The following is a 22195-nucleotide window of genomic DNA, read 5'->3' as shown; positions in this document are numbered from 1 at the left end:
AATACCTTTTAAGTTTCTTTTAGTATTATAAGTTTAGCGCTATAACCTTTTAATGTAGCTTGAATATTTAATACGGTACTTTTTTTTGAATATCTAAAATTAATTTTAGGAAATGATGATTTATGGAGAATTTCTTTCTCCTCTTTTTTTAATCTTTTAGGTTTCCCCATAGAAATCCAGTAATCAAATGAAGATCCAGATTTTTCATTTATATCATATTCTATAATTCTTGTATTAGATTTTATATTTAAAATATTTATAGATAGTTTGTTTGTTACATTTTGAGTTTTCTTTATTTTGTCTACATTCTTAAAGTTTAATAAATTATTAAAACTTTCATTAAAACTATATAATAGTATTTGATATTCAGAATGACTTTTTGTAACTATAAACCCTTTATCTATTGAAACTAAAGTATTGCCAAGCATATTTAATAAATAGTATGCATAATAAGATGGTTTTTTAATCCCTTTGCTGTTTACAAGACCTGGATAACCAAAGAATACCTCATTAGTTAAGTTAACCTGTTTATCTAAGGTGTCAAAAGCTTTTATATAATATAAAGATGACAAATTATATATACTATTATGAATAATATATGGTAGCATATAAGCTGTATCATATATAGAATTTGTATAATCAAATAAATGATAACAATTATCTAAAACCTCTAGATTGTATTGATCTTCTAAAATTATTTTTATTTCATGAGATAAATCTTTTTTAATTTTAGTATCAAATTGGAATTTAAAATTTTTAAAGTTTAGGCCTTCTACATCATTAAAATATTCTAAGAAAGAAGTTAATGTTGCTAAAATTTCATAGTCAGAGAAATTTTTGAAATTTAATATTATAAGTGGTTTTAAATTAAGACTTTCCACATATTCAAAAATATCATAAGCTCGAGTCCAATTAAAAAATTTTGAACCAGGGAAAATACCCATATCAGGGGAAAATACATTGATCATTCGAACGTAGTTAAAACCTATTTCTTCTTGAAGTTGTTCTAATATGTCTTTATTATCTTCAATTAGCAAATCAAAGGCATCACCTACATTTATAATTTCTTTAAATTCTTTATTAAATACGCCTAAATCTTCATTCATATCAAAAGTAATTTTATTAATTTTATTTTCATAGTTAAATCTATCATAATCGTCAATATAGTAAGATAGATACTTTAAAGAAAAATCAAGAGGATATCTAGTTAACTTTTTTTCTTTTTTATATGTAGTTTCATTAACCTTAAACTTTTTTCTATACTGAAGAGGGGTTAAACCATAATAGTTTTTAAAATGTTTATTAAAATATCTAGTATGAGAAAATCCAACTTCTTCACATATATCAGATATTGTTTTATCACTATCTAAAAGAAATTTTATAGATTCCTCAACACGAGTTAAATTTACAAGGTCAGTAAAACTTAAACCAGTTGCATATTTTATTTCATGAGACAAATAATGAGTACTTAAAAATTCTTTATTTGCTATATCTTTTAAAGTTATATTATTATTGTAGTTATTAAAAATATACTTAGCAATTCTATGATATCTTTCAAGTAAGTTTTCATTTTCTTTAATTTCTTCATTATCATAAGTTAAATAATGAAAATTATTTATAAGATGGAATAAAAGACTTATTAAATTTTTTTCGATTTCTTCATCATAATCTAAACTTTTTTGAACAATTTCACAAACTATGATAGATAAAAAGGTTTTGAATTCATCATAAACATCTGTATTTTGGGAGTTTTCATTGCTTGTATCTGTGTAAAAAAACATATTCTCTATGTCGGTGTAGTATTTTTCAAAAAAATAAGGATCTATGTGAAATATGAGGACTTTATTATAATCATTTGAATATAGTCTATGAGCCTCATCTATATTTATTATTTCTATATTATTTTTAAATATTTTAGAAGATGATAAATTAATATCGATATTTAAACTACCTTCTAAAACATATATAATTTCTATACTATTATGCCAATGAATAGGATAGTTTTCTATAGATAAAAATGAAACAGAAATAGGCATGTTATCTTGATAAGTTATATATTCTTTTCTCAAAAATTCACCTTCTTTAAAGTTATTTATTATTATTATATCTTACAATAGAAAATTAATAAAATTAGTGTTGTTAAAAAATTATTAAATATATTGATTTTATTATTAATTATGCTAAAATTGTAAATGTATTTTAAAAAATAAAATAATTTACAAGAAAGGAATATATAATGTTAAATAGGAGTTTAGAAAAGAATGTATTACCTAAAGATGAAATAGACATATTTTCAGAAGAGATGGATGCTGTTTGTTTATCATCAAAGAAAAAAGTGAAAATATTTAATAATGGTATCATGAAATATTTAATGATTGCAGCTTTAGGTGGTTTCTTTGTGGGACTTGCGGTAATGCTTCTTTATACAGTCGGAGGAATAGTAGATCATTCGGGTTCTGGTGTAACAAAAATAATAATGGGAATATCTTTTGGATGTGCTTTAAGTTTTGTAATTATGGCAGGAGTAGATCTTTTTACAAGTAATTCTTTAGTAATGCTAATTGGTGCTTTATATAAAAAGGTGACTTGGTTAGATTTTTTTAATATATTACTTGTAAGTTGGATTGGAAATCTTTTTGGATCAATAATCGGGGGAGTAATATATGCTTATTCCCATGCAGGTACAAGCTATGTTCAAGAATTTATGATAAATATGGCTCAAAGTAAAATAGATACACCAATGTTTGATTTAATATTAAAAGGAATGCTTTGTAATGTTTTAGTTTGTTTAGCTGCATGGTTTTCTTATAAATTAAAAAGCGAATCTGGGAAACTTATAATGATATTTTGGTGTCTTTTTACCTTTATAACAGCAGGATTTGAGCATAGTATTGCAAATATGACTTTATTTTCAATAGCTTATTTTCTTCCAAATACTACTGTAACATTAGGAGGGGCTTTTTATAATATATTTTTTGTATCACTTGGAAATTTCATAGGGGGTACACTTTTAGTAGGTTTTCCACTTTATTATATAGCTAAAAATAAATAAATTTTAAATGAGATTATATTTTGGAAGATGATTTTTATCTTTTAAAATATAATCTCATTTTTTACTGTTTGATAAATTTTTAATTAACAACTTAAAAAGAATTAATGTGTTATAATAACAGATAATATTATTATAAATATACAATAAATAAAGGATAGTTGTATGAATTATACTTATATTTTAGAATGTAGTGATGGAAGTTTTTATACTGGGTGGACAAATAATTTAGAAAAGAGAATAAATTGTCATAATAAAGGAAAAGGAGCAAAATATACAAAAGGTAGACTTCCGGTGAAATTGGTTTATTTTGAAGAATTTATAGAAAAAAGAGATGCACAAAAAAGAGAATATGTTATAAAACATCTTACAAGAAATAATAAATTAAATCTTATAAAAGATTTTAATTTATTAAATTTAGAAAGGAGCTAAGTTAGGCGAAAGTCTTTTATATAATGTACTATGGAGAATGTGAAATTTTCAGAATTGATGGAACTTACATTGTTTAATCAATTGAAAGAAGAAACTGTAAACAGATTATGTGAAATATGTATAAAAAGGTCTTATAAAAAGGGAGAACATATATTTAGGGATAAAGAAGTAGAAAAAAGGATATATGTTATGTATAGAGGCAAGGTTTCAATGTATAAGATGAATGAACATGCGCAAAAGAGGGTTATATTTATTCTAGGAAAAGATAAAATTTTAAATGAAGTTATATTAGATGATTTATCAGCTTCTATTAGTTGCGAATGTTTTGAAGACGCACAAGTGTTATGCTTTGATAGAAGAGGTTTTATAGATATTATGAAAGATGATTTTGAGTTAACAACTAATGTTATATTGGAAATATCTAATAAGACTAGAAGGCTTTATAGACAGCTTAAAAATGCAACACCTATAAAAATTGAAAAGAGGTTAGCTGCAAAGCTTTGGAAATTATCTAAAGATTATGGTGTTAAAGATAGAGATGGAGTTTTAATAAATTTAAATATAACTATGACATATATTGCAGATATGTTTGGAGCAACTAGAGAAACTATCTCAAGGTCTATGAAAATACTTCAAGAAAATGGATTTATAAAAATGAGAAATAAACAGATAATAGTATTAAATCGTAAAAAATTAGCTGAGTATTTTAAAAGTTAAAATTTAAAATATTATAATATTTTAAAAACAAAACAGTAGGATAATGTGATTTTTATCACATTATTTTTTTTATATTAATCATATAATTTAAAATAGTTAGAAAAAATCAAGTTAATGACGCAAATAGAGTGAATATTTTAACAATACAATTTAAATAATTTAATCTATAATAAAGCGATAAGATAAATCAAAGAGGTGTTATAATGGGATTCAAATTAAATGCTAAAAACTTTAATAATGCATTAGAAAAATTGTCACAAAATTACAACATATATGCTCCTAAAGTTTTTGTAGGAAAAGGCAGAAGTTCAGAAACTGATATGGTAAGATATGGCCAAGTAAACACTATAGAAGAAATAGAATTTAATAAAAAATCCGATTTTTCTTACAAAGAAGTGTTACTTCCAATAACTCAAACTCTTTTCTATTTCACAGAAGATAGTTTTAGTGAACCAAAGAAAGAAGTAAAAGATGCAATAATCTTTTTAAGAAGCTGTGATATGCACTCTTTAAAGAGAATTGATGATATGTATTTAAATAACGGTTTTGAAGATATGTATTATAAAAGAGTAAGAGAAGGTGCAAAATTTATAGTTATAGGATGTAGCGAAAGTTTTGAAAATTGCTTTTGTGTAGATATGAAAAGTAATAAAACAGATAGTTATGATGCATACATAGGATTTAAAGATGGAGAGGTTTATCTAGATGTTAAAGATGAGTATTTAAGTGCAATATTTGGTGAATTAAAGACTGAATCTTTAGATGTAGTTCCTGAATTTGTTGAAGAAAATAATGTAAGAGTTAATATTCCAAATAATTTAGATCCTAAAGTTATGGATTCTGATATGTGGAAAGAATATTCTCAAAGATGTATAGCTTGTGGTAGATGTAATTTTGTATGTCCAACATGTACATGTTTTACAATGCAAGATATCTTCTATAAGGATAATGAAAAGACAGGAGAAAGAAGAAGAGTTTGGGCATCATGTGAGGTTGAAGGATATACAACTATGGCTGGTGGTCACTCATTTAGACAAGAAAAAGGTCAAAGAATGAGATTTAAGGTTATGCATAAAGTTTACGATCACAAGCAAAGATTTGGTTATAATATGTGCGTAGGTTGTGGTAGATGTGATGATATATGCCCTGAATATATATCTTTTTCAAATTGTGTAAATAAACTTAATGATGCTATGGACGAGGTGAAATAATATGAAAAATGAATACATTCCTTTTATGTCAAAAATATTAAAAGTAATAAAACATACAGAGATAGAATACACTTTTAGAATGGAGTACATAGGAGATGTTCAACCTGGACAATTCTTTGAAGTATCTATACCAAAGTTTGGTGAAGCTCCAATTTCAGTAAGTGGTATTGGTGAAAATTATGTAGACCTTACTATAAGAAGAGTTGGACTTGTAACTAATGAAATTTTCGAAAGATATGAAGGAGACTCTCTATTTATGAGAGGACCTTATGGAAATGGATTTATTCTTGATAACTATAAAGGAAAAGAACTTGTAGTTGTAGCTGGAGGAACTGGACTTTCACCTGTTAGAGGAGTAGTTGATTATTTTGCTAAGAATCCTTCAGAAAATAAAGGTACAACTTTAATTGCAGGATTTAAATCTCCTAAAGATATGTTATTTAAGGATGATATAAAGAGTTGGAATGAAACTATTGATGTAGTAATTACTGTTGACTCAGCTGAAGAAGGATATGATGGAAATGTTGGACTTGTAACTAAATATATTCCAGAACTTAAAATAAATGATATGGAAAATGTTCAAATAATAGTTGTTGGCCCTCCAATGATGATGAAATTTAGTGTTCAAGAATTTTTAAAACTTGGAATAAAAGAAGAAAATATTTGGATATCTCAAGAAAGAAAAATGTGCTGTGGACTTGGAAAATGTGGACATTGTAGAATGGGAGAAACTTATATCTGTTTAGATGGACCAGTATTTAATTATACAAAAGGAAAACTTTTAAAAGACTAGGGGGAGCATAATATGTCATTAGATATAAATACTAAAAAACTTAAGAAAAATGCATTTAGAGTTGTTAAACAAAGAGGAATGACAGCTTCAAGAGTGAGAGTTCCAGGAGGATATTTAAAAGCAGAACATCTTGCTAGAATTCAAGAAATTGCTGAGAAATTTGGTAATGGAAATGTTCAATTAACTGCAAGACAAGGATTTGAACTTCCAGGAATAAAAATGGAAGATATACCAAAGGTTAATGAGTTACTACAACCAATTATATCAGAACTTAAAATAAATCAAGAAACTCCAGGAACAGGATATGATGCTTCAGGTACTAGAAACGTAACTTCTTGTGTTGGTAATAAATATTGTCCTTATGGAAATTATAACACTACAGAGTTTGCAAAAAGAGTAGAAAAAGTTATATTCCCAAGTGATTTACATGTAAAGATAGCTTTAACTGGTTGTCCAAATGACTGTATAAAGGCTAGAATGCATGATTTTGGTATTATAGGTATGACAGAACCTCAATATGATAAAGATAGATGTGTAGCTTGTGGGGCATGTATAAATGCTTGTAAGAGAAAATCAGCAGATGTTTTAAAATTTGAAAACTACAAAGTGGTTAGAAATACTGATAAATGTATAGGTTGTGGAGAATGTGTAATGGCGTGTCCAACTAGTGCATGGACTAGAAGTGAAGAAAAGTATTATAGATTAGTTATAATGGGAAGAACAGGAAAGAAAAATCCAAGACTTGCTGAAGATTTTGCTATTTGGATTGATGAAGATAGCATAGTTAAAATGATAGAAAACACATATGATTATGTTGAGCAATATATAGATAGAACAGCTCCAGGTGGAAAGGAGCATATAGGATACATTGTTGATAGAACAGGATTTATGGAATTTAAAAAATGGGCTATGAAAGATGTTAACTTAGGACCTAAAGCTGTAGTAAAGGATAATGTTTATTGGAGTGGAGTTAGATATTAATTTTACTATAAAAAGTTAATAAACAGTCAAAAAAATCACAATACCTTAAATATAATTTAAGGTATTGTGATAAATTTTGTGAAAAATAAATAAGGATTTTAAAATAAATTGATATAAATTTAATAATATGTTACAATAAAATTGTTCATATTAGAATGAATGAAAACATAGATATTTATACAGAGGAGTAAAAACTTATGAAAGTAGTTGCATTTAATGGCAGCCCTAAAAAAGAGGGAAATACATATCAAGCTATAAAAATGGTAACAGATGAACTTGAAAAAGAAGGTATAGAAGTAGAAATAGTTCATGTTGGTAATAAAACTATAAGAGGTTGTATGGCATGTAATGGTTGTGCTAGGAATCAAGATAAAAAATGTGTTATGTCAAATGATGATGTAAATGAGTGGATAGCAAAAATGGATGAAGCAGATGGGATAATTTTAGGTTCTCCAGTTCATTTTTCAGCAATAGGTGGAACTATGAAATCATTCTTGGATAGAGCATTTTATGTTGGAAGCAGTAATGGAGGAATGTATAGACATAAAGTAGGAGCAGCAGTTGTAGCTGTTAGACGTTCAGGTGGGGTTCCAACATTTGAACAATTAAATAACTTTATAAATTACTCTGAAATGTTAATGCCAACATCAAACTATTGGAATGTTATACATGGAACAGTTCCAGGGGAAGTCTCACAAGATGGGGAAGGAAAACAAATAATGTCAGTCCTTGGACAAAATATGGCATGGCTTATGAAACTTGTTGAAAATGGAAAAGAAACTATTAAAGAACCAGAAGCTCAAAATAAAGTACTTACTCATTTTATAAGATAATTTATTAATTTTTATATATGTTTTTAAATTGTCTGTCAGGAGTTATTGTTTAGATAAACCAATGTCCTTTTAGAAATTTTAAATATATTTACAAGTATATTGTATAAATTAGGTTATATAAATGCAAACTATACTTGTAACAAATTAAAACTAGGAGGCAAAAGAATGAGTAGAGAAGTTTGTACTTGTTTAGGGATATCAGAAGATGATATAAAAAAAGCTATAAAAGATGGAGCGACTACCGTTGAAGCTGTAGAAGAGGCAACGGGAGCAGGTTCAGTTTGTGGCGGTTGTAAAGATGATATACAAGATATAATAGATAAGAATAAATAAAAAATAAAGGTTGTTTAGTAAAATTTATTAAACAGCCTTTATTTTTTATTTATTTAATTATAAAATATTTATATGAAACTATTTAATAACAAATATTAGTTTAAAATAATTTTGTTATGGATTTTTATTAGAGTTTATTTTAAGGATAATAAATTGGTATTAAGGATATAGACTATGGATAATGATAAATACGTTGCTTTAAACTTTTTTTCTCATAAATTAAAAGTAAAAATAATTGGGGGAGGAAAAGGAGCGTTTATAAAAGCAAAAACCTTTTGTACAAATGGGTGTGCTGTGGAAATTTTATCGAAAAATTTTTCAGAAGATATTTTGAACTTGAAAAATTATAATATTAGATACATAAAGGGAGAATATTATAAAAATTTTATAATAGATGCTCATATTGTTTTAATTGCCATAGATGATAAAAAATTGCGTGAATCTATAGTGGGAGATTGTGAAAATCTAAATAAAATATTTATAGATTGTACAGAATTTAAAAATGGCATGGCGGTTATACCATCACAGAGAAATCTTAAAAATTTAAGTTTTTCAGTAAGCACAAAGGTTGGAGTGCCTAAAATATCTAAACTTTTAGGTGATAAGATGGAAAATTCATTAAAGGAGTATGATAAATTTACTTTTTATGTATCAAGATTAAGAGAAAATGCAAAAAAAGAAAAGCTAAAAAAAGAGATTGTTGATTTTATATGCACAGAAGATTTTAAGTTTTTTTATGAAAAAGGAAAAGATAGAAAAGTTTTTTCTATGTTTTTTGATGAATGTATTACACAAAATATATACGATATAAAATAGTTAATTATAGTTAAAAAATTAGAATTAATATGCATTTTTAAATAGCTAATTTAAAAGTATATTTGGTTTGAAAGGAGAAAAAATGAATAATAATAAAATATTTGAAGAATCAAAGAAATATATGCCAGGGGGAGTTAATAGTCCTGTTAGAGCTTATAGGAATATGCCTATGAATCCACCAATTATAAAATCAGGAAAAGGTGTAATTGTAAAAGATGAGGATGGAAAAGAGTACATAGATTTTGTTTTAGCTTGGGGGCCTATGATACTTGGGCATTCAAATGAAAAGGTGGTATCAGCTATCGAAAAAACAGCGAGAGAAAGTATAGCTTTTGGAGCACCAACCAAAGTAGAACTTGATATGGCTAAGTTCTTATGTGAAACATTAGATGATAATATAGAAATGGTTAGAATGGTTAATTCAGGAACAGAAGCTACTATGAGTGCTATAAAGCTTGCTAGAGGATATACTAAAAAAAATAAAATAATAAAATTTGCAGGATGCTATCATGGACATTTTGATGGATTCTTAATCGAAGCAGGTTCTGGGGTTTTAACAGAAGGTATTCCAGGAAGCTTAGGGATTCCAAATGATATTGTTAAAAATACTTTAATTGGTGTTTATAATGATGAAAAACAAGTTGAAGGTTTATTTGAGAAGTATGGAGATGACATTGCAGCAATTATTTTAGAGCCAGTTGCAGGAAATATGGGGGTTATAAAAGCTAATGATTCTTTTGTTAAAAAGTTAAGAGAACTTTGTGATTCATATGGTTCACTTTTAATATTTGATGAGGTTATGAGTGGATTTAGGGTAGCTTATAAGGGGGCTCAAAGCTTATTTAATGAAAAAGCTGATATAGTAACTTATGCTAAAATAATGGGGGGTGGACTTCCATGTGGTGCTTATGCTGGTAGAAAAGAAATAATGGAAAATCTATCACCTTTAGGAGGAGTTTATCAAGCAGGAACAATGTCAGGAAATCCTATAGTTATGGCAGCTGGGCTTGAAACTTTAAAGGAACTTTATAATAATCCAAGTCATTATGAACATATAGAGAAAATGGGTAGATTATTAGAAGATGGAGTAAGGGAAATTGCAAAAGAGAAAAACATAAATCTTGTTATAAATAGGCAAGGAGGAATGTTTACAATATTCTTTACTGATTTAAAAGAAGTAAATTGTTATGATGATGTAAAGACATGTAATATAGAATTATTTAATAAATATTTTATTCACATGTTAAATAGTGGATTCAATTTGGCACCATCTCAGTATGAATCAGTATTTTTAAGTACGGAACATACAAAAGAACATGTAGAAAAATTCTTAAAGGCATTTAGAGATTTTGAGGTTTAAAAATTAATATAATTTAAGGGGAATTTTATTCCCTTTAAATTATATTTAGATAGTAAAACTATTAATGTTTTAATATTTTTTAATTAGGAGTTTTTATGAAAAAAGGAATAATAATTGTTAGTTTTGGAACTTCAGAAGTTTTAGGGTTAAGACAAAATATAGAAAATATAGAGAATAAATTTAAGAAAGAGTTTAAAGAAGAATATAAAATTTTAAATGCTTTTACATCAAATTTTGTTATAAATAAACTTAAGGAAAAATCTAATATATCAGTTTTAAGTTTTAGTGAAGCTTTAGATAATATGTATGATGAAAAAATAGAGGATATTACTATCTTACCACTTTACATATTACCAGGTGGGCAATATGAAGGAGTTAAAAAGGTACTACATTGTTATAAAGAAAAGTTTAATAATATAAAAATAGCCAAGCCTCTTTTAAATGGAGAAAAGAATGAGTTTCAAGATGTAATATTGGCTATTAAAAGTCATTTGCCTAAAGATAAAGGAATTGTTTTAGTAGGGCATGGAACTAAAGATGAGTATAATAAGTTTTACAAAATGCTAGAAGATAATTTTAGAGAAAACAATATAGATAATGTGTATGTTGCAACATTAGAATATGGTAAGTCTAATATACAGTTAGCTAAAGAATTAAAGGGGTTAGGATTAAATGATATTTATATAGCGCCTTTTTTAATCGTTTGCGGGTCACATGTGGTAAAAGATATAAATGGGGATGAAAATGAAAAATCGTGGAAGAATGTATTTAAATCTCAAGGTTTTAATGTAGAAGTAAGTTTAAAATCTTTAGGTGAGTATGATGAAATACTAGATTTGTACATAAAAAAAATAAAGCGTATATTAAATAAAGATATTAAATAACGATATTAAATTTATAATTTACTACCTTTTATAAACATAAACTTATAGTAAATGTTGTATTAATAAAAGGAGTGAAATTATAATTTTGAGCAGAATAGATTTAGTTATATATTTTTTAATATATAGTTTTATAGGGTGGACATGCGAAGTAATTTATTGTTCAATACCTAGAGGGTTATTTGTAAATAGAGGTTTTTTAAATGGACCTATATGTCCCATTTATGGATTTGGGGCGGTTTTTATAATAAGTTTTTTATCATCTTTTAAAGATAATATAGTAGAACTTTTTTTATTAGCAATGTTATTAACGTCAATTTTAGAATATATAACATCAGTTATTTTAGAAAAATTATTTAATACTAAATGGTGGGATTATTCGAATAATAAGTTTAATATAAATGGCAGGGTATGTCTTTTAAATTCAACGCTTTTTGGTTTACTCTCAGTAATTTTAGTACATGTTGTGCATCCATGTATAGTAAACTTAATAGAAAGTATACAAGTTAGTTATAAGGTTATGTTTGTATATATCGTAGGAATTATTTTTTTGATAGATATGATTTTTACATTAAAGGGTCTTATAAGCCTTCAAGGAAAACTAAAGTTATTAAGTAGTATAAATATTGATTTTAAAAATTTAAATGCTAAAATAAAGACATCAATATTAGAATCAAATGGATTAAGAGGAAAAAATAAAAATTTTGCAATTAAGGAAAATATGAATTTTATTCATAAAAAGCTTAGAAATAAATCTTTTCAAGAAAAGAGATTTTTAAAAGCATTTCCAGGGATGAAGCATAAAATTTATAATGAACAACTTATTTATTTTAGAGAATTATTAAAAGAGAAAAGAAGTAAAAAGAAAAGTTAGAAGATAAAAGTCTAAAGTTATGATTTATAACTTTAGACTTTTTTATCATAAGATTTAAATAAGAATTACACAAATTATATAAAGCTGTTATAACTTGCATCAGATGGCATTCTCCAATCTCCACGAGGAGATAAAGAAATTGTTCCAACCTTTGGTCCATCGGGAAGTGCAGAACGCTTAAATTGTTGAGTGAAGAATCTAGTAATAAATTTATTGAGCCATTTTTCAATGGTTTCTTTATCATAATCATCCCTAAAGGCTATACACGCTAAAAATAATATTCTATCTTTAGATGAACCATGCTTTATAAAGTGATATAAAAAGAAATCATGAAGTTCATAAGGCCCTACTATATCTTCAGTTTTTTGAGATATTTTACCTTCTTTAGATTTTGGTAAAAGTTCTGGACTAACTGGTGTATCTAAAATATCTAAAAGTGTATCAGATACTTCTTTAGATGTATTATTATCTGCGAAATATCTAACTAAATATCTAACTAATGTTTTAGGAATAGAGCAGTTCACAGAGTACATAGACATATGGTCTCCATTGTATGTACACCAACCTAAGGCTAACTCTGAAAGATCACCTGTACCTATTAAAAGACCACCTTCCTTATTTGCGATATCCATAAGTATTTGTGTTCTTTCTCGAGCTTGAACATTTTCATAAGTAACATCATGAATGTCTTTATCGTGCCCTATATCTTTAAAATGCAAAAGTGCAGCATCAACTATGTTTATTTCTCTTAAAGAACAGCCAAGTTCTTTGCATAGGGAAATGGCATTATTATAGGTTCTATCAGTAGTTCCAAAGCCTGGCATGGTTATTGTCAATATGTTTTCTCTTGGTATTTTTAACATATCAAAAGTTTTTATGACAATTAAAAGAGCTAAGGTTGAATCTAAACCACCAGAAATTCCTATGACAGCTTTTTTAAGATTTGTATGTTCCAAACGTTTAGCAAGGGCAGCAGATTGTATGTTTAATATATCTAAAGAGTTTTCATCTCTTAAACTTTTATTGCTAGGTACAAATGGATGTTTATCTATAAATCTATTAAAATGTTTGATTTTTGTATCTTTAAATTGAAAGTTTACAGTTCTAACTTTTGGAGTTTCATTATTTATTGAGTTTCTAAAACTAATATTCTTCATTCTTTCAGTATTAAGTTTAAATAAGTCTATAATACTTGTCATAAGTTCATTTTCTCTATTGAATCTTTTGTTCTCGTTTAAGATAGTACCATTTTCACAAATTAACATATGACCACTAAATAAAAGGTCTGTTGTTGATTCATGAACTCCAGAGGAAGTATAAATATATGAAGCCATAAGTCTTGCACTTTGATTTTTTATAAGGTCTCGTCTATAAACACTTTTTGAAACTAATTCATTTGATGCTGATAAATTACATATTAAATTAGCACCATTTAAAGCTAAATAAGAACTAGGTGGTATTGCAACCCATAAGTCTTCACAAATCTCAAAGCCTATTTTTAAATTTTCATAACTAAATATTAAATCTGTTCCTAAAGGAATATCTTTTTCATAAGATGATATATTAACAGTAGCATTAGTTAAATTAAGGCCTTCAGTAAACCATCTTTTTTCGTAAAACTCAGAGTAATTTGGAATATAGCTCTTTGGAACTATACCAAGAATTTTACCGTTTAATATTATATATGCACAATTGTAAAGATTATAGTTATATAAAAGTGGACTTCCAACACTTATTAAAATATCTTTATTTCTTGAAAAGTCGACTAAATCTAATATTGCTTTTTCACATTCTTTTAGAAGAGTATTATTTGTAAATAAATCTCCACATGTATAAGATGGAATGCTAAGCTCTGGAAATACTAAAACTTTAACCTCTTGTTCTAGTGCTTTATCTATTAGACTTTTAATTTGTTCAATATTGTATTTAACATCACCTACTTTAATCTTTGGGCAAGCTGATGCAACCTTTATAAAATCCAAATTGTTCATCTCCATTCAGTAAATTATTGTATTTTAAATCTGGCATTATTAGTAAATATAAAGTATTATATAGTATTACTATTAATTTGATTTTTATTAGTTTAGAAAGATTTACTAACATAATTAAATATTAAAGGTAAATTTACTTAAAATCAAGATTATAAAAATTATTACAAATAGTTAAATATGAAAGTATTAAAAAAGAAAAAATTATTTTGATGAAATATCTATTTGTTTTTTTATGGAAATTATTATATTATATAATTAAATATTTCTAAAATATTTAAAAAAATAATATATTATAATATAACTTTATTTAAAGTAATATTTACATAAATGGAATATTTAAAAAGAAAATATAAGGAGGAGGTTTGATGATTTGGGCTTGGCTTTTGGTTGTGGTGATTGGAGTATTAATTGATCTTTTAAATTCATCATTTTTATTTGTTGGTTTTTCTATTGGAGCTTTAGCTGCTTTAATAATCAATGTTTTTAAATTGCCGATATTACTTCAGTTTGTTGCTTTTGCAGTTGTTAGTAGCTTGTTTTTTATATTCATTTTTCCTAAAGTAAGAAAAAATATAAAGGAAAGCCATTTGGGAACTAATACTATGGAGCAAAATTATATAGGAAAAGCATTTATATTGCCTAAAAGAATTGAAAATACTGCTCTTATAAAATATGAAGGAATATTTTGGACATTTAAAAGTGAAAGTGGTGTTATAGAAGAGGGGGAACGAGTAAAAATAATAGGGATTGAAGGAAATAAATTATTGATAATAAAAGATAAATAAGGAGTGATTATTGTGGCTGGAATAATAGTGGCAATTGTACTTATAGTTATAATTGTACTTATAATATTTTCATCTATAAGAGTTGTAAATACTGGTTATGTATGTGTTACTGAAAGGTTTGGACAATTTAGTAGAGTGTTGGAACCTGGATGGCATATTCTAATTCCTTTTGTTGATTTTGTAAGGAAAAAAATTTCAACAAAACAACAAATATTAGATATACAACCTCAAGCTGTTATAACAAAAGATAATGTTAAAATTCAAATAGATAATGTCATCTTTTATAAGGTTTTAAATGCTAAAGATGCTGTATACAATATTGAAGATTATAAATCTGGTATAATTTATTCAACTGTTACTAATATGAGAAATATTGTTGGTAATATGACTCTTGATGAGGTCTTATCAGGCAGAGATGAAATAAATATAGAACTTTTAAAAATAATTGATGAAATAACAGATGCTTATGGAATAAAAATATTATCAGTAGAAATTAAAAATATTATTCCTCCAGAGGAAATACAAATAGCTATGGAAAAGCAGATGAAGGCAGAAAGAGATAAGAGAGCTACAATTCTTCAAGCAGAGGGATTAAAGCAAAGTGAGATTGCAAAAGCAGAAGGAGAAAAACAATCACAAATTTTAAGAGCAGAAGCTGAGAAAGAGGCTAATATAAGACGTGCTGAAGGGCTTAGAGAATCTCAGCTTTTAGAGGCGGAAGGTAAAGCAAAAGCAATAGAACAAATTGCAATAGCAGAATCAGAAGCTATAAGAAAGGTAAATGAAGCTATTATAGAGTCAGGAACTAATGAAACAGTAATAGCACTAAAACAAGTAGAAGCTTTAAAGGAAATGGCTAATAATCCAGCAAATAAGCTTATATTACCAAATGAGATGGTATCTTCATTAGGGAATATTGCAGCTATTGCAGATATATTAAAAGAAAACAAAGAAAGCTAATGAAAAAAAGAGATGTAAATTAATTTACATCTCTTTTTTGTTTTGTATAGAAATTAAAAAGATTTTTATAAAGAATTTATTGACAATAAAAACTTAATAATTTATTATATGATTATGATAATCAATATCAATTAATATGAAAAATCAATGAGAGAATATAATAAAATCTTCAGATAATATAATAAATTTAGATTAGGAGGAAAGATGTATGGGTTTTAATTGTCCAAGGGAAGAATGTAATAAATGTAAATATTCAGATGATGAATTTATTTTAAGACTTATGGGGATATTAGGTCCTGTAATCTTAAAGGTAAAACCTAGTGAAATTTTAAGTTTCTCAAAGCTTCATAAAGGTTATAAAGAAAATTTAGAAAAGATAGAAGAAGTTTTTAGTGGATGTAAGGAAATTAAATATAAAATAATAGATTATAAAAGTGAGGGAAAAAAGGTTTTATTTTATAGGGAGGATGAGTTAGATAGGACTTTAACAGATAAAAATAATCTAAAATTTCTAAAGCAAATAGGGTATCCTTCTAATTATGGTTTATATGGGTATTTAGAATTTTTGTCAGAAAAAATAACAAATGGAAATATTCCTGATGAAATAGGCATATTTTTAGGTTATCCTTTAAAAGACGTTTTGGGTTTTATGGGGTATCCATCATTAAAATTAACTAAAATAAATGGTTGGAGAGTTTATGGTGATAGTCTTTTATCTGATATAAAATATAATCAGTTTAAAAGAGCTAAAGAAAATATAAAGATACTATTAACCCTTAGGACAGTTAGTGAAATTTTATATTTATAATTAAAAAAAGATGCATTGTTAAATTAGATAAATATAGAAAAGGGTAAATTTCTTAGTTTTAGTAAGAAATTTACCCTTTTTATGTTGAATAAATTTAAAGAAAATAGTATATTATATAAAATTATAAAAAAAGGAGTGCTTTATGGAGAGTGCAAGGTTTAGTTACAAGAAATCAGTTTTGGCTATACTTATAATGTTTTTTTGCATTGGATTATTTGGTTGTACCATAGAAAGTGGTTTGAAAAGTGATGATTATGGTATATTTATAAGTAATGCGTATATAGAAGAAAAAGTTGATAAAGTAAAAAGTAGTGAAGGTTATGTAGTTGCAGATGAGATATCATCTAATTTTTTAGATGCTTTGGTTGCTGTCGAAGATAATAGATTTTATAAGCATGGGGGAATAGATTTTAAAGCAATAATAAGGTCTGTAGTGGCTAATGTAAGGGCTAAAAGTGTGGTGCAAGGAGGAAGCACTATAACTCAGCAGTTGGCTAAAAATTTATTTTTAAATGGAAATCAAGATGTATCTAGAAAAATTCGTGAAATAGTAATTGCAAGAAAGCTAGAAAAACTGTATTCGAAAGAAGAAATATTAGAATTATATTCTAATATTGTTTATTATGGAAATGGTTATTATGGAATAAATAATGCATCTTATGGATATTTTAATTCGGCTCCAAAGAATTTAACTTTAAATCAAGGTAGCCTTTTAGCAGGACTTTTGCAAGCACCTAATAGCTATAATCCAAAAAAACATTTAAACAAAGCTAAAGCTAGGCAACAAGAGGTTTTAGATGCTATGTTGCAGTATGGATATATAACTAAAGAACAAATGGAATCTGTACTTAACAAGGGAAATTAGTAAATATATTAATAAATTCTCAATAAGAGCTTTTAAGTTTTTATTGAGTTTTTATTTTTTAGATGATAACTTAATTTTAAGAGAAAATAATTCAAACTAGCTAGTATAAAAAACATAATTAATATGATATAATAAGAAATATTTGGCTTAAATATATAAATGCATTTATTGATTTTAGATACTTTTTTATACTTATACATTAAAAATATTTTAAGATTTTATTATGAAAAATAACAAGTGTAAAATAGGAGAGGTTAAATTATGAAGAGCTACTTTATAAAAAGTCATGATGGAAAGAAGATATTTATAGGTGTTTGGGATGAGGTAGAAAATCCTAAAGCGGTTATACAAATGGTACATGGAATGGGAGAACATATAGGTCGATATGAGAATGTAGCTAATTATTTAAATAGTAAAGGGTTTATAGTTTATGGAGATGATCATAGAGGGCATGGGAAAACTGCAGAAAATATAGATAAAATTGGGGATATAGGTAGAGATGGATTTAATAAAATAGTAGAAGATGAGAAATATATAACTGATATGATAAAAAGAAAATATCCTAATTTACCTCATTTTATATGTGGTCATAGTTTTGGTTCTTTTATTTCACAAGAATATTTAAATAGATATTCTAATGATATAGATGGAATTATCTTATGTGGTTCTGCGTTACAAAAAGGATTAGGTCCTGTAATTGGAAGAATAGTATCTACAACTCAAATGTTATTTGGATTGGGGAAAAAACATGCATATTTTATTGCAAGAGTTACAGGAAATTTATTTAATAAAAAAATTAATGATAAGAGTAATAATAAAAATGCTGATGTTGATCTTTGGCTTACATCTGATGAAGAGGAAATTGAAAAGCTTAGAAATGATAAATTTTGTAATCATACATTAAAGGTAAATTTTTATTACTATATGTTTAAGGGATTTAAAACATTATATAAGAGTGAGAAAAATAAAAATATAAGAAAAGATATTCCTATACTTTTAATAGCAGGAAAGGAAGATCCTGTTGGCAATTATGGAGAGGCAGTTAAAGAGTTAGAGGCCTATTATAAGGGGTTATGTATAGAGAATGTATCATTAAAAATTTATGATGGGAAAAAGCATGAATTATTTAATGAGTTAGGTAGGGAAGAGATATATGATGATTTGAATAATTGGCTTGAAAATATAGCTTTAAAATCAATAAAACATACTAATGAAAAAAAATACATATTAAATAACAATGGATAGTTTTTAGTGTATATTTAATTTAGATAAAAAAAGTAGAAAAATTATTTAAATTAATGTAAAATGTATTTTATAAAAGGTTTTAGATTAAATTGAGGATGTATTTAGAAGAGAAATTTGTCACAAATGCTTAAACTTTACTAGAAAAGGTGATAGTATGATATACAAAAATAGAAAAGCATCTAATAATATTAAAAAAATATCAATAGTTACTAATTCGGATATAGCATATAATAAGCTATTGTACACTTTAGATGAAATGTTATTTATTTCAGTATTAAAAATTAATAGCAAAGGAATACTTAATGAATTAGGAGTTAGACGAACTGTAAAAAAGGCTGATTTATGTTTTTTTATAATAGATTTTAGAGATGAAGATTATACAAAATTTATAGATAAGAGCATGAAAATATCAAATGATAACCATTTGACATGTGTTTATCTTGGAATAAATCGTCAAGAAATTAAAGATTATAGTGTAATAAAACAGATACACAAAAAAATAAATACATTAATATTTACAGATACAGAAAGTATTATAGATACTATAAATTGTATTTGTGATTTAAATAGGAATAAAGAAGGAACCTATGTTTTAGATGAGTTTAGAGAATATATAAATGATAAGTCAGTTGGATATACTAGTGTTGGAGAAGGAAGAGGCAAAAAGAGATGGCAAAAGGCATTAATAGATGCTATAAATGATTTCCCAAGTAGAGAACATTTTAGTGTGGGGAAAAATATAATGCTTACGATAGATATATCCAAAGAAGATGCACAAAAAGACATACTTTTTGAAAATTTAAATGATTTAGTAGAACTTTTAAGAATAGTAGCTAATAAACATGCTAAAATATCATTCACTACTTTAACCAATAATGAGATGGAAAATATGGTTGGAATAAGAATATTTGCCAATGGATATAATATATAAATGAAGTTAAGTTAATCTTAGCTTCATTTTTTATTTATATCAAAATCAATATTAATAAATTATTAACATTATGTTAAAAAAATATTAATAAGTAAATGTTTAAATTGATAAAATTATAAAAATGATATTTAATCTCAATATGCTATTTACTATGATAAACAAATGTGATACTATAATTGAGTAATTAATTGATATTAATTTTCATTTAATGTTAATTATTATTTACAAGCATTCTAAGGAGGAATAATGAGTACATATATTAGTAAAGAAAATAAACCAAGGTTAAGTAGTGGTAAGAAGTTTTTATTAATGCTTGCTGCTATGGGGCCTGGGATTACCGTTATGTTAGCGGATACAGACGCGGGTTCTATAATAACAGCTGCTCAATCAGGAGCGGAATGGGGATATAAATTAATTTTACTTCAACTTATATTAATACCTATATTGTATATAGTTCAAGAACTTACAACTAGAATAGGTATAGTTACTAGAAAAGGTCATGGAGAACTTATAGAAGAAACTTTTGGAAAAGGATGGGCATGGCTTTCAGTTTGTACACTGTTTGTGTCAACAATTGGTGCGTTAATTACTGAATTTTCAGGAATTATGGGCGTTGGTTTACTTTTTGGAGTTTCTAAGTGGATTATGGTACCTCTTGCGGTCTTAGCTTTGATACTTTTAAGTTTAACAGGAAAATATAAATTTGTTGAAAGAGTTGCTATTGTAGTTGGAGCTTTTGAACTTGTATTTATACCTGCTATGATATTTGCAAAACCAGACTATGCGTCTGTTATGATGAGTTTAGTTGGAAGTCAACCACTTAACAATTCTGGATATTGGATGTTAATTGCTGCAAATGTTGGAGCAGTTATAATGCCTTGGATGGTATTTTATCAACAAGGAGCTGTGGTTGATAAGGGATTAACAGAAAATCATCTTAAATCAAGTAGAATAGATACTATATTTGGATCAATAATAACTCAACTTATATGTTGTGTTGTAATTATAGCGGTTGCAGCAACAATAGGAATGACAAATCCTAATGCATCTCTTAACACAGTACAACAAATTAGTCAAGCTTTAACACCATTTTTAGGACCAACTGTAGGTAAAATATTATTTGCAGTAGGACTTTCAGGAGCAGCTTTAGTTGCAGCTATAGTTGTTACATTAGCATCTTCTTGGGGATTTGGAGAGATATTTAAAAAACCAGCTAGTTTAAATTACAAATGGAGTGAAGCACCTGCATTTTATATATTTTATAGTGCACTTTTGATAATAGCTGGAATTATAGTATTATCAGGAATTCCATTAGTTCCATTAACACTTGGGGTAGAAGTTTTAAATACAATTCTTCTTCCAATAGTTTTAGGATTTTTAATAGCATTAGCTTGGAAGGTATTACCTAAGAGACATGCGTTACGTTTGTGGGAAAAAATAGCTTTAATTATAATTTATATAGTTGTTTGTGGACTTGGAGTACTTACTTTATACTTAACATTTTAATTAATAAAAAAACTTATGCTAATTAGCATAAGTTTTTTTATTTTAGTTATAAGAAAAAACATCAAGGTTATTGATGTTTTTGTTTTAATTTATTATGTATTATTTTGTTTTAAGTTTTCGTATAACTGCTTGAAAATCTAATTCTACTATTATTATACTAATAACCATAAGTAATGCGCCGATATATCCTTGGGTAGTAAGTCCAACTCCTGTAAATATAAGTACAAATATAGCTGAAAAAACAGGTTGAAGTGAATAAATTATTCCAGCATGTACAGGTGAACTATATTTTAAAGAAATTGTTTGAACCACATATGGTATAGCAGTACATAAAATACTTAATGTAATTATGACAAACCAAGATGTACCTGTTGGAGGTAGTTGTAATACTCCAAATAATGCTGTGAATATTACAGAAAATAAAGCAGAAAAGCCTATTTGAAAAATTCCAAGTGAAAGAGCATCTACATCTTTATTTAATTTATTAGTTATAATTACTTGAAAAGATAATATAGCACAGGAAATTAAACATAATATATCTCCTAAATTAAGAGATAGTGTACCTCCTGTCATTGTTAATAAATATACACCGATAAATACAATTATTATGCTAATAATAACTTTAAGTTTTAATTTTTGTTTAAAGCATATAAAACTTATTATAGGAATAAATATTCCAGATAAACAAGTTAAAAAACTAGCATCATCTGTTGAGGTGTATTTAAGTCCTAGTACCATAAATACAAAACCTACAAATAGCAGACCGCCTAAAATTGCACTAGATTTCATCAATTTTTTGCTAATTGTTGTCTTTAATTTTTTAA

22 protein-coding genes are annotated in these 22195 nt (G+C 26.4%); 19 read left to right on the top strand and 3 right to left on the bottom strand.

Annotated features, from left to right (window positions below):
- Positions 1–8: 8 nt before the first annotated feature.
- A complete protein-coding gene (locus DR020_RS00110) occupies positions 9–2069 on the bottom strand; it encodes a helix-turn-helix domain-containing protein (RefSeq protein ID WP_055257762.1) in 2061 nt (686 codons plus the stop codon).
- Positions 2070–2236: 167 nt separating this feature from the next.
- On the opposite strand from DR020_RS00110, the gene DR020_RS00105 reads away from it, so the two are divergent.
- The 12 genes from DR020_RS00105 to DR020_RS00050 all read left to right on the top strand — a co-directional run bounded on the left by DR020_RS00105 (position 2237) and on the right by DR020_RS00050 (position 12280).
- Positions 2237–3052: a formate/nitrite transporter family protein gene (locus DR020_RS00105; protein ID WP_112364913.1), complete on the top strand. Its 816-nt coding sequence runs from the start codon at positions 2237–2239 to the stop codon at positions 3050–3052.
- Between the two features lie 162 nt (positions 3053–3214).
- Positions 3215–3481: a GIY-YIG nuclease family protein gene (locus DR020_RS00100; RefSeq protein WP_055257760.1), complete on the top strand. Its 267-nt coding sequence runs from the start codon at positions 3215–3217 to the stop codon at positions 3479–3481.
- A 30-nt stretch (positions 3482–3511) separates the two neighbouring features.
- Entirely contained in the window at positions 3512–4198 is a 687-nt protein-coding gene (locus tag DR020_RS00095; RefSeq protein WP_055257758.1) for a Crp/Fnr family transcriptional regulator, read from the top strand.
- Between the two features lie 203 nt (positions 4199–4401).
- Positions 4402–5409, top strand: coding sequence for an anaerobic sulfite reductase subunit AsrA (asrA, locus tag DR020_RS00090; protein ID WP_112364912.1), 1008 nt, complete (start codon positions 4402–4404; stop codon positions 5407–5409).
- Between the two features lies 1 nt (position 5410).
- Positions 5411–6202: an anaerobic sulfite reductase subunit AsrB gene (gene asrB, locus DR020_RS00085; RefSeq protein WP_055257754.1), complete on the top strand. Its 792-nt coding sequence runs from the start codon at positions 5411–5413 to the stop codon at positions 6200–6202.
- Between the two features lie 12 nt (positions 6203–6214).
- Positions 6215–7183: a sulfite reductase subunit C gene (gene asrC, locus DR020_RS00080; RefSeq protein ID WP_055257752.1), complete on the top strand. Its 969-nt coding sequence runs from the start codon at positions 6215–6217 to the stop codon at positions 7181–7183.
- A 197-nt stretch (positions 7184–7380) separates the two neighbouring features.
- Complete coding sequence (locus tag DR020_RS00075; RefSeq protein ID WP_112364911.1) at positions 7381–8016, top strand: flavodoxin family protein; 636 nt, start codon at positions 7381–7383, stop codon at positions 8014–8016.
- A gap of 165 nt (positions 8017–8181) precedes the next feature.
- Positions 8182–8349 (top strand): (2Fe-2S)-binding protein, encoded by a 168-nt coding sequence (locus tag DR020_RS00070; protein WP_055257749.1) that lies wholly within the window; start codon positions 8182–8184, stop codon positions 8347–8349.
- A 174-nt stretch (positions 8350–8523) separates the two neighbouring features.
- A complete protein-coding gene (locus DR020_RS00065; protein WP_112364910.1) occupies positions 8524–9165 on the top strand; it encodes an NAD(P)-dependent oxidoreductase in 642 nt (213 codons plus the stop codon).
- A gap of 82 nt (positions 9166–9247) precedes the next feature.
- Positions 9248–10525 (top strand): glutamate-1-semialdehyde 2,1-aminomutase, encoded by a 1278-nt coding sequence (gene hemL / locus DR020_RS00060; protein ID WP_112364909.1) that lies wholly within the window; start codon positions 9248–9250, stop codon positions 10523–10525.
- 95 nt (positions 10526–10620) lie between these two features.
- Complete coding sequence (locus DR020_RS00055) at positions 10621–11409, top strand: sirohydrochlorin cobaltochelatase (RefSeq protein WP_112364908.1); 789 nt, start codon at positions 10621–10623, stop codon at positions 11407–11409.
- Between the two features lie 85 nt (positions 11410–11494).
- Complete coding sequence (locus DR020_RS00050; RefSeq protein ID WP_058993270.1) at positions 11495–12280, top strand: putative ABC transporter permease; 786 nt, start codon at positions 11495–11497, stop codon at positions 12278–12280.
- A gap of 74 nt (positions 12281–12354) precedes the next feature.
- Here DR020_RS00050 and DR020_RS00045 read toward each other — a convergent pair whose 3' ends face one another.
- Positions 12355–14262: an NAD(+) synthase gene (locus DR020_RS00045; protein WP_112364906.1), complete on the bottom strand. Its 1908-nt coding sequence runs from the start codon at positions 14260–14262 to the stop codon at positions 12355–12357.
- A gap of 374 nt (positions 14263–14636) precedes the next feature.
- On the opposite strand from DR020_RS00045, the gene DR020_RS00040 reads away from it, so the two are divergent.
- From DR020_RS00040 to DR020_RS00010, 7 genes are all read left to right on the top strand, one after another.
- Entirely contained in the window at positions 14637–15056 is a 420-nt protein-coding gene (locus tag DR020_RS00040; protein WP_112364905.1) for an NfeD family protein, read from the top strand.
- A 12-nt stretch (positions 15057–15068) separates the two neighbouring features.
- The gene (locus tag DR020_RS00035) at positions 15069–16016 is read left to right on the top strand and encodes an SPFH domain-containing protein (RefSeq protein WP_408069122.1); all 948 of its coding nucleotides are present in this window, start codon (positions 15069–15071) and stop codon (positions 16014–16016) included.
- 208 nt (positions 16017–16224) lie between these two features.
- On the top strand, positions 16225–16824 hold the full coding sequence (locus DR020_RS00030; protein ID WP_055257735.1) for a DUF3793 family protein: 600 nt from the start codon (positions 16225–16227) through the stop codon (positions 16822–16824).
- A gap of 142 nt (positions 16825–16966) precedes the next feature.
- Positions 16967–17689 carry a transglycosylase domain-containing protein gene (locus DR020_RS00025; protein WP_112364904.1) on the top strand — a complete coding sequence of 241 codons (723 nt, stop codon included), beginning with the start codon at positions 16967–16969 and terminating at the stop codon, positions 17687–17689.
- Positions 17690–17950: 261 nt separating this feature from the next.
- Positions 17951–18934 (top strand): alpha/beta hydrolase, encoded by a 984-nt coding sequence (locus DR020_RS00020; RefSeq protein WP_055257732.1) that lies wholly within the window; start codon positions 17951–17953, stop codon positions 18932–18934.
- A 154-nt stretch (positions 18935–19088) separates the two neighbouring features.
- A complete protein-coding gene (locus DR020_RS00015) occupies positions 19089–19865 on the top strand; it encodes an FtsZ/tubulin family protein (RefSeq protein WP_055257728.1) in 777 nt (258 codons plus the stop codon).
- A gap of 246 nt (positions 19866–20111) precedes the next feature.
- On the top strand, positions 20112–21371 hold the full coding sequence (locus DR020_RS00010) for an NRAMP family divalent metal transporter (protein WP_058993277.1): 1260 nt from the start codon (positions 20112–20114) through the stop codon (positions 21369–21371).
- Positions 21372–21470: 99 nt separating this feature from the next.
- Here the strand turns inward: DR020_RS00010 and DR020_RS00005 are convergent.
- A partial coding sequence (locus tag DR020_RS00005; RefSeq protein ID WP_112364903.1) for a DMT family transporter occupies positions 21471–22195 on the bottom strand: 725 nt, incomplete at its 5' end.

This window comes from Sarcina ventriculi (assembly GCF_900456775.1).
Lineage (GTDB): Bacteria > Bacillota > Clostridia > Clostridiales > Clostridiaceae > Sarcina > Sarcina ventriculi.
Note: the sequence above shows the minus strand (reverse complement) of the source record. Positions and strands in the feature narration are given on the sequence as shown.

Coding starts and splice junctions, on each gene's coding strand:
- DR020_RS00105 (WP_112364913.1), top strand. CDS start 2,237: ATGTTAAATAGGAGTTTAGAAAAGAATGTATTACCTAAAGATGAAATA.
- DR020_RS00100 (WP_055257760.1), top strand. CDS start 3,215: ATGAATTATACTTATATTTTAGAATGTAGTGATGGAAGTTTTTATACT.
- DR020_RS00095 (WP_055257758.1), top strand. CDS start 3,512: ATGGAGAATGTGAAATTTTCAGAATTGATGGAACTTACATTGTTTAAT.
- asrA (WP_112364912.1), top strand. CDS start 4,402: ATGGGATTCAAATTAAATGCTAAAAACTTTAATAATGCATTAGAAAAA.
- asrB (WP_055257754.1), top strand. CDS start 5,411: ATGAAAAATGAATACATTCCTTTTATGTCAAAAATATTAAAAGTAATA.
- asrC (WP_055257752.1), top strand. CDS start 6,215: ATGTCATTAGATATAAATACTAAAAAACTTAAGAAAAATGCATTTAGA.
- DR020_RS00075 (WP_112364911.1), top strand. CDS start 7,381: ATGAAAGTAGTTGCATTTAATGGCAGCCCTAAAAAAGAGGGAAATACA.
- DR020_RS00070 (WP_055257749.1), top strand. CDS start 8,182: ATGAGTAGAGAAGTTTGTACTTGTTTAGGGATATCAGAAGATGATATA.
- DR020_RS00065 (WP_112364910.1), top strand. CDS start 8,524: ATGGATAATGATAAATACGTTGCTTTAAACTTTTTTTCTCATAAATTA.
- hemL (WP_112364909.1), top strand. CDS start 9,248: ATGAATAATAATAAAATATTTGAAGAATCAAAGAAATATATGCCAGGG.
- DR020_RS00055 (WP_112364908.1), top strand. CDS start 10,621: ATGAAAAAAGGAATAATAATTGTTAGTTTTGGAACTTCAGAAGTTTTA.
- DR020_RS00040 (WP_112364905.1), top strand. CDS start 14,637: ATGATTTGGGCTTGGCTTTTGGTTGTGGTGATTGGAGTATTAATTGAT.
- DR020_RS00030 (WP_055257735.1), top strand. CDS start 16,225: ATGGGTTTTAATTGTCCAAGGGAAGAATGTAATAAATGTAAATATTCA.
- DR020_RS00025 (WP_112364904.1), top strand. CDS start 16,967: ATGGAGAGTGCAAGGTTTAGTTACAAGAAATCAGTTTTGGCTATACTT.
- DR020_RS00020 (WP_055257732.1), top strand. CDS start 17,951: ATGAAGAGCTACTTTATAAAAAGTCATGATGGAAAGAAGATATTTATA.
- DR020_RS00015 (WP_055257728.1), top strand. CDS start 19,089: ATGATATACAAAAATAGAAAAGCATCTAATAATATTAAAAAAATATCA.
- DR020_RS00010 (WP_058993277.1), top strand. CDS start 20,112: ATGAGTACATATATTAGTAAAGAAAATAAACCAAGGTTAAGTAGTGGT.